Source organism: Demequina subtropica, assembly GCF_000971235.1.
In the GTDB taxonomy this organism is placed as follows: domain Bacteria; phylum Actinomycetota; class Actinomycetes; order Actinomycetales; family Demequinaceae; genus Demequina; species Demequina subtropica.
In genome coordinates, this window is the sequence record NZ_BBMB01000002.1 from 12858 (window position 1) to 27204 (window position 14347).

Genomic DNA, 14347 nt, shown 5'->3' on the forward strand with positions numbered 1-14347 from the left:
CCGACCTTCGGAAGGAGTCCCCGCATGACGATGCCGCAGGGGCACATCGCCCACCTCGGCTACGCGCAGCTCGACACCCCCGACCTCGACGCGACCGTGTGGTTCTTCGAGAACATCCTGGGGATGACGGAGACCCGTCGCGTGGACGGCATGTCCTTCCTGCGCGCGTACGACGACTACGAGGAGTGCTCGATCATCGCGACGCAGGCGCCGAGGGCCGGAGTGGGGCGGACCGCGCTGCGCGCGTCGAGCGAGCGTGCCCTCGAGGAGCGCGTGGTCGCGATCCAGGACGCGGGTCGCGGCGGGCGGTGGGAGGACGGGATCGCGGGCCGCGGGCGCACGTTCGTCACCACGGACCCCGACGGCCACGAGCTCGCGCTGTACTACGACACCGTCTGGTACGAGGCGCCGGAGCATCTGGCCGCCGGTCTCAAGAACCAGGCGCAGGCGAAGCCCAACCGCGGCATCGGCGTGCGCCGCCTCGACCACATCAACTTCCTCGCGGCCGACCCGTCGGAGAACGCGGACTTCCACAGTGGCGTGCTCGGTGCCCGTCCCACGGAGCAGATCCGGATGGAGGACGGGCGCATCGCGGCCACGTGGCTGACCTTCGGCCAGAAGTCCTACGACGTGGTCTACACCGAGGACTGGACGGGCGGCAGCGGCCGCCTCCACCACCTCGCGTTCGCGACCGACACGCGCGAGGAGATCCTGCGCGCCGCGGACCTGTGCCTCGACCTGGGCGTGCACATCGAGACGGGCCCTCACAAGCATGCGATCCAGCAGACGTTCTTCCTCTACGTGTTCGAGCCCGGCGGCAACCGCATCGAGATGTGCAACCCGCTCACGCGCCTGGTGCTCGCCCCGGACTGGCCGGTGGTGACCTGGACGCAGACCGAGCGCCTGCGCGGCCAGGCGTGGGGGCTGGGCACCATCGAGACGTTCCACACGCACGGGACGCCGCCGCTGGAGGGCCAGGACACGCAGGTCTACCGTCCGACGGGGATGCTCGGCACGCGTCCCAGCGGGGACGCACGACGATGAGCGCGCGGGTGGCCCTCATCGGGCTGGGCGAGGTGGGGCGGGTGTTCGTCGAGGAGCTCCGGGCCGTGGGGATCACGGACCTCGCGGCGTGGGACACGGCGTTCGCCGACCGGGAGTCGAGGGCGCGCCGCAACGCCCGGGAGCTGGGTCTCGAGCCCGCGGGATCGGCGGCGGACGCCGTCGCGGGCGCGGACCTCGTCGTGTCGGCGGTGACCGCGATGAACTGCGTCGACGCGGCATCGTCCGCCGCCGCGGGCATCGAGACCGGGGCGTACTTCTTCGATCTCAACTCGAGCTCGCCGGGCCACAAGCGCGAGGCGGCGGCCGCGATCGACGGCGCCGGCGGCCGCTACGTCGAGGCGGCGCTCATGTCGCCGATCGAGCCGCGCAGGCTCGCCTCCCCGTTCCTGCTCGGCGGACCTCACGCGGAGGCCTTCGGTGCGGCGGCGGGGCGATACGGCATGGCCGGCGCCCGCGTGGGCTCGCCCGAGGTGGGCGTGGCCGCCGCGACCAAGCTGTGCCGCTCGGTGGTGGTGAAGGGACTCGAGGCGCTCATGTCCGAGTCGCTCCTCGCGGCGCGGTCCTACGGCGTCGAGCGCGAGGTGCTCGCCTCGCTGTCGAACATCCTTCCCGAGGCGGACTGGGAGGCGGTCGCGGGCTACTTCATGTCGCGCTCGCTCGAGCACGGCGGCCGTCGCGCGGAGGAGATGGAGGAGGCCGCGGCCACCGTGGCCGATGCCGGGGTCGAGCCCTGGATGGCGCGCGCCACCGTCGAGCGCCAGCGGTGGGCCGCGCAGTTCAGGGACGTGCTCCCCCAGGAGACGACGCTCGCGTTGGTCGATGCGGTGAGAGAGGCGGCGGGGCTCGGCTCCGCGGCGGAGGAGGAGCAAGGATGATCATCGACTGCCACGGGCACTACACCACGGCCCCCGCGGCGCACGCCTCCTGGCGCACGGCGCAGCTCGAGGCGTGGGAGGCGGGGACCGCCGCGCCCGCCTATCCCGAGATCTCGGACGACGAGATCCGCGAGACCATCGAGTCCAACCAGCTGCGTCTCATCCGCGAGCGCGGCGCGGACGTCACGATCTTCTCGCCGCGCGCGTCCGTCATGGGCCACCATCAGGGCGACCTCGCGACGTCGATCGCGTGGACCGCGGCGTGCAACGACCTCATCGGCCGCGTCGTGGACCTGTTCCCGGGGACCTTCGTGGGCGTGGGGCAGCTGCCGCAGTCGCCGGGCGCTCCGCTCGACGCGTCGCTGCGCGAGATCGACCGTCGCGTGGCCGAGGGCTTCATCGGCTTCAACCTCAACCCCGATCCGAGCGGTGGCCACTGGACCTCGCCGCCGCTCACGGACCGCCACTGGTACCCGGTCTACGAGAAGCTGGTCGAGCACGACGTCCCCGCGATGATCCACGTGTCCGCGTCCGCGAACCCCGCGTTCCACGCGACGGGCGCGCACTACATGAACGCGGACACGACCGCGTTCATGCAGCTGCTCCAGGGCGACCTGTTCGCGGACTTCCCGACGCTGCGCCTGGTGATCCCGCACGGCGGGGGAGCGGTGCCGTACCACTGGGGCCGCTACCGGGGCCTCGCGGACATGCTGGGGCAGCCGGCGCTGTCCTCCCACCTGATGCAGAACGTGTTCTTCGACACGTGCGTGTACCACCAGCCGGGCATCGACCTGCTGCTGTCGGTGATCGACCACCGCAACATCCTGTTCGGGTCGGAGATGGTGGGCGCCGTGCGCGGGATCGACCCGGAGACGGGGCACTTCTTCGACGACACGCTGCGGTACGTCGAGGCGGCGGCGCTCTCCGCGGAGGACCGCGAGGCGATCCTGTCGGGCAACGCCCTGCGGGTGTACCCGCGGCTCGCGGCGGCGCTGGAGCGCGCGGCGGCCTGACCCCGTCCCGCTGCGGCTCCGCCACACCGATCCGCGGCTCCGCCACACCGCGCCCGGCGTGTCGTCGGCGTGTCGCGCCTGAAGTGCCCCGATCAGCACCGCACGGACGCGCGGCGTGTGGCGGAGCCGCGAGCGGGGCGGGCGGGGCGGGTCGGGTCTGGGTGGCACAGCGCGGGATACTGGGCTCCCACCCCCGAGGAGTCCCATGCTCGACGCGCGACCGCCCCGTGCTGCGTGGCTCGTCTACGCCGCGGCGCTCGCGGCCTACTTCGTCGCGATCGTCAACCGTACGGTGCTCGGCGTCGCCGGCGTCGAGGCGATCGAGCGCTTCGACCTCCAGGCGACGGGCCTCGCGGTCGTGTCGGTGACGCAGGTCGCGGCGTACGCAGGCCTCCAGGTGCCCGCCGGCCGGCTGCTCGACCGCTTCGGCGCGCGCACCGTGATGACGGCGGGGCTCGTGGTGATGGCTCTCGGCCAGGTGCTGCTCGGCGTCACCCACTCGATGACCGTCGCGGTGCTCGCGCGCGTGCTCATCGGGGCGGGCGATGCGCCGATCTTCATCGGCGCCAACCGGCTCATCGCGTTGTGGTTCCCGCCTCGGCAGGCGCCCGTGCTGGTGCAGGTGACGGGGCTGGTGGGCCAGGCCGGCCAGCTCGCGACCGCCATCCCGGTCGCCGCGCTGCTGCACGCCGCGGGCTGGACCATCACGTTCTCCGTCATCGCAGCCTTCGGGGTCGCGGTGGCGGTCGCGGCGGGCTTCGGGCTCCGCGCGCCCGTCGTGGACGATGCGCCGGTCGAGCGCGAGAGCATGTGGGCCGCGGTGCGGGGCACCACCGGCACCGCGGGCGCGCGGCTGGGCTTCTGGGTGCACTTCGTCACCCTGTTCCCCGTCAACACGCTCGCGCTCGTGTGGGCCGTGCCGTTCTTCATCACGGCTCAGGACAAGTCCCCGCGGGAGGCGAGCGCGCTCCTCACGTGCCTCACCGTATCGGCGATGGCGGGCGGCCCGATCATCGGCTGGCTCACGGGCCGCCACCCGCTGCGGCGCTCATGGCTCGCGCTCGGATCGGCCGGCCTGTCCTTCGCGGCCTTCGCGGTGCTCCTCGTCTTCGACACCCCGCGCCCGATGTGGCAGCTGGTGGTGTTCATGGTGGCGGTGGGGCTCGGCGGGCCCGCGTCCGCGGTGGGCTTCGACTTCGCGCGGACGTTCTCGCTGCGTCATCGGCTCGGGACCGCGAGCGGCTTCGTCAACGTGGGCGGCTTCGGGGCGACCATCGTCGCGGTCCTCATGGTGGGCGCGGTGCTCCAGCTGACCTCTCCGGCGGGCGCGACCGTGTACACGCTCGACGAGTACCGGGTCGCGTTCGGCTCGCTCCTGATCCTCTGGGTGATCGGCACCGTCGGTGTGCTCGCGTCGCGCGCCCGCACCCGCGAGGACATGGCGCGCGAGGGTGTGGTGGTGCCCCCGCTGCGCGAGGTCATGCGGCGCCGTCGGCGCTGACCCGCGCGCGGTGGCGGGCGCCGGCCATGCCCTTGGCTCTCGCCCAGAACCGACACTGGCCTGCCACTTTCCGGGCGGGGCGAGGGGGTGCCTGGGCCGGAGGTCCGGAGCGGCCGCAGCGTCGACCGCTTAGCGTGAACCGACCCTGGGAGGACCCATGACCACGCGCGCGCAGCCTCACGCCCGCGCGTCGCGTGCGGCCTGGATGGTCCTCATCGCCGGCATGGCGCTCTACTTCGTGGCGATCGTCAACCGCACCGCGCTCGGCGTCGCGGGCGTCGCCGCGCTCGACCGGTTCGGCATCGAGGCGGCATGGCTGTCGATGCTCGCGATCGCGCAGGTCGCCACCTATGCGGCGCTGCAGCTCCCGGCCGGGGCGCTCCTGGACCGCTGGGGCGCGAGGCGGCTCATGGTGGGCGGCGCGGTGCTCATGGCCGTCGGCACCGCGATGCTCGCGGTCACCACGAGCCTCCCGGTCGCGATCGCCGCGCGCGTGCTCATCGGCGCCGGCGACGCGCCCATCTTCATCTCGGCCTGCCGGCTCATCCCGCTGTGGTTCCCCGCGCGTCGGGTGCCGGTGCTCGTGCAGGTCACCGGGCTCGTGGGCCAGGCGGGCCAGCTCGCCACCTCGGTGCCGGTGGCGTGGCTGCTGCGCGACCTGGGCTGGGCCTGGACGTTCGGCGCGCTCGCGGTCGCCACCGTAGCTGTCGGCGCGCTCGCGGCACGCAGCATCCGCGTGCCGTCGCCGCCCACAGGGGCGGCTCCGGGTGCGCCACCCGCGCCACCCCGCCCAGCGCCCGCATCGTCCCTGCGCGCTTCGATCCGGACCGCGACCCGCCCCGCCGGCACCCGGCTGGGCTTCTGGACGCACTTCCTGTCGCTGTGCTCGGCCAACACGGTCGCGCTGCTGTGGGGCGTGCCCTTCTTCGTGAGCACGCAGGGACTCGACCTCGGCGAGGCGAGCGCGCTGCTCATGATCATCACGCTGACCAAGATGGCGGCAGGCCCGCTCGCCGGCGCGTTCACCGCGCGGCACCCGCTGCGGCGCAGCTGGCTGGTCCTGGGCTCGGCGGTCGCGACGGCGGTCGCATGGGCCGCGATCCTGGTGCCGTCCACGCCGCGGCCCGTGTGGGAGCTGGGCGTCCTCATGGCGGTCATCGGCGCCGGCGGGCCCGTCTCGCTCATCGCGCTCGACTATGCGCGCACCTTCGGCCCGGAGGAGGCGATGGGCACCGCGACGGGGTTCGTCAACGTGGGCGGCTTCGCGTCGACCATCCTCGGCATCGCGCTCGTGGGCGTGACGCTGCAGCTGGTGTCGCCCGCGGGCGCCTCGACCTACACGCTCGACGAGTACCGGATCGCGTTCGCCACGCTGCTCATCCCGTGGGCGATCGGGGTGGCCGGGGTGCTGCGCAACAGGCGTCGCACCCGCGCCGACATGGCGGCCGCGGGCGTGGTGGTCCCGCCGCTGCGCGAGGCGCTCAGGCGCCCCCGATAAGGGGCGATGATGACGTTCACAACACCGGTTTGACGCGGGTGCCTGCGTGGTCCCACAATCCTGCCAACAGTGCGTGTCGGCTGCACAAGTCGGCGCGCACTGTCTCTTTTCCGGGCGCCTCCGCAGTCCCGTCGGCGTTCGTCCTGGTTGGTCCGGATCGTCCCCCTCCGGCACGCGCCCGCACCCCTGGGGAGGCGGCGTGGTGCATCGAGTCGCCGTGACCTGACCGTTACCGTAGGACGGTGGTCGACTACATCGGGCGCGCGCTCGTCGCGGACGCCTTGCGCGAATGGAGGGAGCAGCTCCAGCAGCTGGCGACCGTCTCACCCCTGCGCGATCTCGCGGCGAGCGAGGCCACGATCGTCGACCTGCGCGGCTCCCACCCGGGCGGTCTCGCCCCGTTGTTCGCCGGCCGCGCGACCGCGATCTCGTCGCTGATCCGCGATCCGGAGCAGTACGCCCAGGCGCTGCACCGGGTCCGCGTGATCCGCGAGAGCGCCGATCGCGTCAAGGCGGCGACCGGCGTGTGGACAGCCGCGATGGTGATCGGCACCGTCGTGTGGACCGACGACGGCAGGCGGCGCGAGCTCCCGCTTCTCATGCGCCCCGTGCACTTCGAGCCCGCGCGTCAGGGCGACGTGCTCGTGACGATGCTCGACGAGGTCGCGCTCAATCCGGTGTTCATCTCCGAGGCGCGCGAGCGCGGCGCATCCGCGGGGCTCACGGGCGTCACGCCCGCCGCCGGACCCGGTGTCGAGTTCGATCCGAGGCCGCTGTGGCAGCACGTGCGATCGCTCGACGCAGCGTTCCCGGGGATCGAGGTGGTCGACCGCCTGTTCGTCGGCGTGTTCGACGACCCCGAGCAGCGCCTCCTGGACGACCTCGACGACATGGACGCGGTGATCGGCGCCTCCGACGTGCTCGCGGCCACCGCGGGCGATCGGGAGGCCCAGGCGATGCTCGCGCAGCCGCTGCCGGCGTTCCCGGTGGGCGACCGCGACCCGTTCGCCGAGCGCGGCGTGGGCGACCTCGACGACGCCGGCTTCGCGGCCCTCGACCTCATCGCGACCGGACGGTCGGTGTTCCTGCAGGCGCCTCCGGGATCCGACCCCGCGGGAACGGTCGCCGCGATCGTGGCCGATGCGGCGGCCTCGGGCCGCGCCGTCATGGCGGTGGGCGGCACCGAGCAGGCCGTGCGCGCCGTGGCGCGCAGGCTCGACAGGGTCGGCGCCTCGGACGCCTTCATCTCGGGCGCGGTCGGCTCGTGGAACGAGACCGCCCGACGCAGGCTCCTCACGTCGATGACCATGGGCGTCGAGGACGTCGACGACGAGGCGCTGCGCAGCTCCGGCGAGAGCCTGCTCACCGCCCGCCACGAGCTCCAGGCGCGGCTCGACGCCCTCCACCGCCCGCATCGTCCGTGGGACGTGAGCGCCTACGACGCCGTGCAGGCCGTGGTGCGGCTCATCTCGACCCCGCCCGCGCCGCAGACGCAGCTGCGTCTCGGAGCCGAGGCGGCGGCGCTCGTCGCGGAGCACGGGTTCTCCTCGGTGGCGCACGCGATGGTCGAGCGGCTCCGCCCCGATGCGCCCGAGGACGAGCCCGCACCGGCGCCCGAGCCCGAGCAGACCACGCTCGTGCCGTGGTGGTCCACCGTGACGGACGACCCGGCGGAGGGCGCGAAGCTCGACGAGGCGCTCGCCACGCTCGTGGTGAGGCACCTGCCCAAGATGCGCGCCGAGGCCCAGATCGCGGCGCACGAGACGGGCATGGACGAGGCCCCGACGATCTCCGCCTGGGCGGACCAGGTGGGGCTCTTCACCGACCTGCGCGTGACGCTCGAGATCTTCTCGCCGGCGGTGTTCCACCGCTCGTTGCACGACCTGGTCGCGGCGACCGCTCCCCCGGGGACGCCCCAGGCGGGCGAGCTCGCGCGTCGCGATCGCCGTGCGCTGCGCCGCCGCGCCGTCGAGCTGCTGCGCCCCGGCCGCTCCAAGGACGATCTTCACGAGAACCTCGTGGCGGCCCACGCGCAGGCCCTGCGCTGGCGCGCGCACTGCTCGGCCGGCGGCTGGCCGCTGGTGCCCGACGACTTCGACCTGTACGCGGACCGCGTCGAGCAGGCGATCCGCCTGTGGTCGCGGATCGCGATCCCCGTCGCGACCGTCTCGGGCGAGAGCGAGCTGCTGGACCAGCCCTGGGACCGCGTCCGCGAGATCCTCGAGAAGCTCGCCGAGGGCGTGCCCGGGACCCTCGAGGCCGCCGAGGCCATGCCGATCGAGCGGGATCTCGAGTCCGCGGGCCTGGGCAAGCTGCTGGAGGAGCTGCGCGACCGCGACGCCGCGCCCGAGCAGGTCCGGCGGGACCTCGAGTTCGCATGGTGGGCCTCGGCCTTCGACGCCGTCGTCTCGGCGGACCCCCGCCTCACCGAGGAAGGCGCGATGGGCCGGGTGGTCGAGCGCTTCCTCGTGTGCGACCGCGAGTTCGCCGAGTCGCGCGTGGGTCCCCTCATGCGGGCCGTCGCGGAGCGACGCCGCCTCGCGATCGCACGCCACCCCGAGTCCGCGCGCGACCTCTTCGCGACCCTGGTCGAGGGGGCCGATGCGCCGTACCGCGACCTGTGGCGCGCGCATCCGGCGCTCGTCACCGCCCTGCGCCCCGCGGTCCTCGCGACCGCGGAGCAGGTGTCGCGCCTCGCGCCGCCGTCACGATGCGTCGACCTGGCCATCGTGTTCGGCGCCGAGTCGCTGGCTCTCGCGGAGACCGTGCCCACGCTGGCCCGCGCACGCCAGGTGGTCGTGGTGGGCGACGGCGAGGCCGCGACCCGCGGCGCCGTGACCGCGCTGTCCCGCCTGCTGCCCCGCGTGCCGCTGCACGCGATCCCGCAGCCGCGCGACCCCCGCGTGACGAGCGTGCTCGGGACGCTGGCGTACGGTCGCGCGCTCAGCTCGCTGCCGTCCGCCGGAGAGCCGCATGCGCTCGCCGTCACGGTGCTCGACGCGCAGGGCGCCCCCGTCGCGGGCTCGCGCACGGTCGAGTCGACGCGCGCCGAGGTCATGGCCGTGGTCGAGCACGCCGACCGCCTGGTGCACGAGATGCCGCGCCGCACGCTGGCCATCGTCGCGGGCAACGAGCTTCACGCCGCCCGGATGCGGGACGCGCTCGAGGAGCGCGGCGCGCGGCTCGCGGAGACGGTCGCCGTCGTGACGCTCGGCAACGCCGCGGGTCTCGACGTGGACGAGGTCATCCTCACGCTCGGCTACGCACGCGACGCCGAGGGCACGCTGCCCGCGCGCCTCGGCGTGCTGTCGGAGGACTGGGGTGCGCACGCGCTCGCGCAGGCGCTCGTCGCGACGCATGAGCGCCTCACGGTGGTCACGGCGCTCGGCGTCGACCACCTGGGAGCCATCGCCGAGGGCGTCGACGCCGAGGGCGTCGACGGCCTGCGCGACCTGCTGGTCGCCTCCGCGACCGAGCCCGTCCCGGCGGAGCGCCCCGAGCCGGCGCCGGGGGACTGGCTGCTCGCGGACATCGCGGGCCGGCTGCGCGCCGAGGGCTATGCGGTCCACGTGCGGTACGGCGCCGGCGCGGACGCGATCCCGCTCGTCGTGGGCGGGCGTCACGACCGCGGCTACAGCGTCGCGGTGGTGACCGACGAGGCGGCGCGCCTCGGAGGCGCCAGCGTGCGCGATCGCATGCGGCACCAGTACGCGAGCCTCGAGGCGCTCGGCTGGTCCGTGGTGTCGCTGTGGACGCTCGACGTGTTCATGGACCCGGACGCCGCGGTCGCGTCGATCGTCGATGCGGTCGAGGGGCGGCGCGAGCCGCTCGTGTGGGAGCAGCCCGCGCTCGACCTGGGCGTGGAGACCTCCGCCATCCGTGTGCCGCTCGAGGACGTGTTCGATGTCGACACGGTGGCCGATGTCACGGCCGACGCCGACGAGCCCGACGCGGAGCCGCTCCTCGAGGTCCCCGCGCAGCCCGCGACCGAGCCCCTGGTCGAGGCGCCCGACATCACGCTCGGCATCTCCGTGATGCTCGCGGAGCAGATCCTCGCCGACAAGGTCGAGACGAGGGCGCTCGCCGTGCAGCAGGAGCTCGACCTCGACGCGCTCGCGATCGAGGCGGAGGATGAGCAGATGACCGACGAGCCCACCGAGGAGGACGGCGCGGAGCCCGAGACCGACGCCGCGCCCGAGGAGGCCGAGGACGCGCCCGAGGAGGGCGACGCCGAGGCTGAAGCCGCCCCCGCATCGTCCGAGCCGGTCATCCGGCCCGCCTCGCGCACCGCCGGGCGCCCGCTCATCCCCACGCGCTCGAGCGAGGACCTCGACGAGGGCTGGGGCGGCGGCTACGGGGGGTCGAGCCGCGACGACGAGATCAAGAGGGAGAGGCCCCCGCACTGGTGAGCCGGTGAAGGCGGGGGTGCGTCGCACCCCCGCGTGTCACGAGGCGCTCGACGAGGCCTTCGACTCGGAGCGCGAGTCCGTGCGGTAGAAGCCCGATCCCTTGAAGGTCACGCCGACGGCGCCGAAGCGCTTGCGGACGGGCGCGGTGCACTCGGGGCACTCGGTGAGCGCGGGATCGTGGATGGACTGCACGGCATCGAACGCGTGGTCGCACGCGGTGCACGCGTAGGAGTACGTAGGCATGCGGGCCATTCTACGCGGGAAGCGAGTGGGCCCCTTCTGGGGTGATCACCATGTCGACACCGAGGTCGTGGCTCTCGCGAGGAAGCGGGTCGCTCGCGCCGTCACGCACCTCGTTCGCGAAGGTGAGCGCGATGACCGGGCTGCTGGGTCGCGCCTCCATCAGCGCGCGGTCGTACCAGCCGCCTCCCTGGCCCAGGCGCGTGCCGCTCGTGTCCACCGCAAGCGCGGGCACGATGATGACGTCGGCCTCGGCGAGCGCGCCCGACGGGAGGAAGTCGCCGCTGGGCTCGGGCGGACGGCCCGGGGCACGCTCGATGAGGTCCTCGACGCCGCGGTACACGCCCCAGCCGCGCTGCAGCCCATCGCCGAGGAGCGGGATCAGCACGCGCACACCGCGACGATGCAGGGCCTCGATCAGCGGCCCCGTGCCGGGCTCGTGCGGGCGGGAGGCGTAGACGGACACGCAGCGCGCGGACTGGATCGCGGTGAGCGCGAGCACATGGTCGCGGAAGGCGGCGGCCGCCTCGTGGCGCCGCCGCTCGCTCCGTTGGAGCCTCTCGCGTCGGATGACTGCCCTGAGGTGCGCCTTCGCCTCGTCCGGTTCGAGCGATCGCACTGAGCTGTCGGACATCGGCGTCATGGGCTCCATTGTGCCAAAGTTCGGTAAATCTTTGTTCCACCCTCGGGCATGTCCCTAGGCTTCCCCCATGCATCAGCCTGGAGGAGAGCTGCTCACCCGCACCCTTGACGAGCATCGCGCGGCGGTGTCCCAGGCGCTCGCTCCCATCCCGCCGCTCACCGTGCTGGTCGGGGACGCTGCCGGCGCCACCCTGGTGGAGCCCCTCGTGGCAGGGTCGGCCCTCCCCGCGCACGATGTGGCGGCATGCGACGGCTACGCGGTGCGGTCCGCCGACCTCGCGCACGTCCCGGTCATGCCCGTCGCGCACGAGGTCTCCTTCGCGGATCGCGGGCCGCGCCGCCATCTTCCCGGCACGGCCGCGAGGCTGTCCTCGGGCATGGCGGTCCCGTCCGGTGCCGATGCGGTGGTTCCGCTGGCGTCCACCGATCGCGGCGTGGCGCGCGTCGCCATCCACGCCGAGGTGGCGCCGGGCTCCGGCATCCGGGCGGCGGGTGCCGATGCGGAGGCCGGGCGGCTGCTGGTGCCCGCGGGACGCAGGCTTGGCGGGCGCGAGCTCGCCCTCGCGGCCTCGCTCGGGCATGCGCGCCTCACGGTGCGCCCCGTGCCCCGCGTCGTGGTCGTCGCGACCGGCGGGGAGCTGGTCGACGCCGGCTCGGGGCGGCCGGGCGTGCCCGAGGCCACCGCGCACCTCGTCGCGGTCGCGGCGCGCAACGCCGGAGCGCAGGCCTTCCGCGTGGGACCCGTCCCGGACGACCGCACCGCGCTGCGCACCGCTCTTGAGGACCAGCTGGTGCGCGCCGACCTGCTCATCGTCACCGGGGGCCTGAGCGAGGGGGAGAACGACACGGTCGTGTCCGTCCTCCGCGAGCTCGGCGCGGTCGACGATGTCGAGCTCGCGTTCTCGCCGGGTTCCCACCACGCGTTCGCGATGCTGGGCGAGGAGGGCTCGCGAAGCGTCCCCACCATCGCGCTGCCGGGCGCGCCCGCCGCGGCCGCGCTCGCGTTCGAGGCCTACGTGCGGCCCGCGCTGCGCCGCATGTGCGGCTTCTCCGAGGCGGTGCGGCCCGGCGTGCGCGCCCGCTTCGACCATGGCTGGTCCTCGCCCGTGGGGATCACCCAGGCGGTGCCGGTGCGGCTGGGGCTCGACGCCTCCGGCGCGGTCACGGCCACGCCTGCGTGCGATCCCGGTGACGTCACGCTCGCCGCGCTCGGCGATGCGGACGGGATCGCGTGGGTCGATCCGTCCGTCACATCGGTGAGCCCGGGCGACGTGATGCGTTGCACCGTCTGGGACGACTGATGGCGCGCGACCCGGAGCTCGTCGCGCCCGGGCTGCGCCTGCGCGTGCTGCGGCCCCGGGACGAGTCCGAGTGGCTCGCGCTGCGGTCGCGCAACCGCGACTGGCTCCGGCCGTGGGAGGCCACGCTGCCGCCCGAGGCGCATGCGCCCGACATGACGTTCCGCGCGTTCACGCGGCTCGAGCGGCGGCAGCGGCGCGAGCTCTCGGCGCTGCCGTTCGCGATCGAGGTGGACGGCGCCCTGCAGGGGCGTGTGGCGGTCGCGGGGATCCAGTGGGGCGCGCAGCGCTCGGCCTCGCTCGGCTACTGGATCGACGAGTCCCACGCCGGGCGGGGGATCGTCACCCGCGCCGCCGCGCTCGCCGCGGAGCACGCGTTCGCGATCGGGCTGCATCGTCTCGAGATCGCGATCCGCCCGGAGAACGCCGCGAGCCGACGCATCGCGGAGAAGCTCGGGTTCACCGAGGAGGGGCTCCGGCGCTCCTACCTCTTCATCGACGGCGGGTGGCGCGACCACATCGTGTTCGCCCGCACTCAAGACGAGCCGCGCATCGGTCGATATTGGGGAGGCGACGGCTGACACGCCGCGCGCCCTCCGCGGGTGCGGGCCTGCGCGGCCGTACCGTCGTGCCATGCCTCCCGCTGGACTGCTCGCGATCATCGCCCTCGGCATGGTGCTCGCCTATGTCATCCCCCAGCGGATCCGTGAGCGCGCGGACTACGCGCTGGTCCGCACCGAGGACCGCTACTCCGCCGAGATGCGCGTGGTGAAGACCACCGCCGAGCGCGTCAAGCGCGCCGTCTCGCGCGCCTCGTCCGACGCGGCCGACGTTCCCCTTCTGGTGACGGGCGCGGCTCGGGCCACCATCGCGCGCCTCGGCGCCGACTCGATGTCCCGTCCCGCGGGTCCCATCGACAAGGCGGCGACGTCGGCGCAGCGCCAGTACCTCGCGATGCGCAAGGACCGTGCCGTCGCGATCGCCGAGCGCAAGGCCCGGGCGCGTCGGCGCGCCCGTGTCGCCCTCGCCGCCGCCGCGCTCGCGGTTGCGACGTGGGTCCTGGTGCCGTTCACCGCGCTTCCCGCGGCTGTCGCCGCGGTCACCACCGCGCTGTTCGCGGGCGTGCTGGTCCTCGGAGCGCGCGCCGCTGCGGCCCAGCGCCGTGTCGACGCGCGTCTGGCCATGGTGGCGCGTGAGGTCGGCGCGGCCGCGACCGCGACGCAGGCGCTGCGCACGGTGACCCGCGAGCGTGCCGCCGGCATCGACTCGCAGCCCTCCGACGTGGCGACCCAGGCGATCAAGGTCGTGACGGCCAAGGACATCGCGCCGCTCTCGGTGCCGGTGCCCGTGATCACGCACGCCGCGCCCGTGGCCGAGGAGCCCGCGGTGGAGGAGTCCGCCGCGTGGAGCCCGCGCGAGCTGCCGGCCCCGAGCTACACGCTCAAGGCCGAGGTCCGCCAGGCGCAGGCGCGTCCGCTCGAGGACGGCGACATCGCCGCGGCCTCGTACCGCGAGGAGCGTCCGGCGACCGGTGCGCTCGACTCGATCCTCGAGCGTCGCCGCAGCGCCTCCGCGTGAGCTGACGCCGGCGCCGTCGCGGCGTTGCCGTCGCCGGCGCCCCCACGCCATGCGTGCGGATGGTGTGGCGTAGAGGTGCCGTGGCGCATCAACGGGTGCTGACACGATCCGCACCCGTTGACCCCTCGCTTCGCGAGACAACGACACGATCCGCACCTGTTCCAGGTGCGACGCGGCGCGGGCGTCGGGGCATCCGTCCCTGTTGCACCGCTTCCTCCCATTGGTTAC

11 protein-coding genes are annotated in these 14347 nt (G+C 74.1%); 9 read left to right on the forward strand and 2 right to left on the reverse strand.

The genetic code is table 11. The features are described 5' to 3' along the window. The first annotated feature begins 24 nt into the window (after positions 1–24). From AOM06_RS01390 to AOM06_RS01415, 6 genes are all read left to right on the forward strand, one after another. Complete coding sequence (locus AOM06_RS01390; protein WP_082105222.1) at positions 25–1044, forward strand: VOC family protein; 1020 nt, start codon at positions 25–27, stop codon at positions 1042–1044. Beyond that, a complete protein-coding gene (locus AOM06_RS01395) occupies positions 1041–1940 on the forward strand; it encodes an NAD(P)-dependent oxidoreductase (RefSeq protein ID WP_062301620.1) in 900 nt (299 codons plus the stop codon). Before AOM06_RS01390 ends, AOM06_RS01395 begins: the two co-directional genes overlap by 4 nt. After that, complete coding sequence (locus tag AOM06_RS01400) at positions 1937–2953, forward strand: amidohydrolase family protein (protein WP_062301624.1); 1017 nt, start codon at positions 1937–1939, stop codon at positions 2951–2953. Before AOM06_RS01395 ends, AOM06_RS01400 begins: the two co-directional genes overlap by 4 nt. A gap of 205 nt (positions 2954–3158) precedes the next feature. Next, complete coding sequence (locus AOM06_RS01405) at positions 3159–4454, forward strand: MFS transporter (protein ID WP_062301627.1); 1296 nt, start codon at positions 3159–3161, stop codon at positions 4452–4454. A gap of 157 nt (positions 4455–4611) precedes the next feature. Next, a complete protein-coding gene (locus AOM06_RS01410) occupies positions 4612–5952 on the forward strand; it encodes an MFS transporter (protein ID WP_062301631.1) in 1341 nt (446 codons plus the stop codon). A 242-nt stretch (positions 5953–6194) separates the two neighbouring features. Continuing rightward, on the forward strand, positions 6195–10361 hold the full coding sequence (locus AOM06_RS01415; protein ID WP_062301634.1) for a PDDEXK-like endonuclease domain-containing protein: 4167 nt from the start codon (positions 6195–6197) through the stop codon (positions 10359–10361). Positions 10362–10397: 36 nt separating this feature from the next. Here AOM06_RS01415 and AOM06_RS01420 read toward each other — a convergent pair whose 3' ends face one another. Together AOM06_RS01420 and AOM06_RS01425 are read right to left on the reverse strand one after the other, a co-directional pair. Further along, positions 10398–10604, reverse strand: a complete 207-nt coding sequence (locus AOM06_RS01420; RefSeq protein ID WP_062302211.1) for an FmdB family zinc ribbon protein — start codon at positions 10602–10604, stop codon at positions 10398–10400. Between the two features lie 10 nt (positions 10605–10614). Next, the gene (locus AOM06_RS01425) at positions 10615–11244 is read right to left on the reverse strand and encodes a 5-formyltetrahydrofolate cyclo-ligase (RefSeq protein WP_062301637.1); all 630 of its coding nucleotides are present in this window, start codon (positions 11242–11244) and stop codon (positions 10615–10617) included. A 67-nt stretch (positions 11245–11311) separates the two neighbouring features. Here AOM06_RS01425 and AOM06_RS01430 point away from each other — a divergent pair, with 67 nt between their 5' ends. Genes AOM06_RS01430 through AOM06_RS01440 form a run of 3 tightly spaced genes read left to right on the forward strand, consistent with a single transcriptional unit; the run spans position 11312 to position 14119 of the window. After that, entirely contained in the window at positions 11312–12544 is a 1233-nt protein-coding gene (locus AOM06_RS01430) for a molybdopterin molybdotransferase MoeA (RefSeq protein ID WP_062301638.1), read from the forward strand. Further along, on the forward strand, positions 12544–13122 hold the full coding sequence (locus AOM06_RS01435) for a GNAT family N-acetyltransferase (RefSeq protein WP_228372810.1): 579 nt from the start codon (positions 12544–12546) through the stop codon (positions 13120–13122). The genes AOM06_RS01430 and AOM06_RS01435 overlap by 1 nt, the downstream gene beginning before the upstream one ends. Before the next feature lie 52 nt (positions 13123–13174). Next, positions 13175–14119, forward strand: a complete 945-nt coding sequence (locus tag AOM06_RS01440) for a hypothetical protein (RefSeq protein ID WP_062301639.1) — start codon at positions 13175–13177, stop codon at positions 14117–14119. Positions 14120–14347 lie beyond the last annotated feature (228 nt).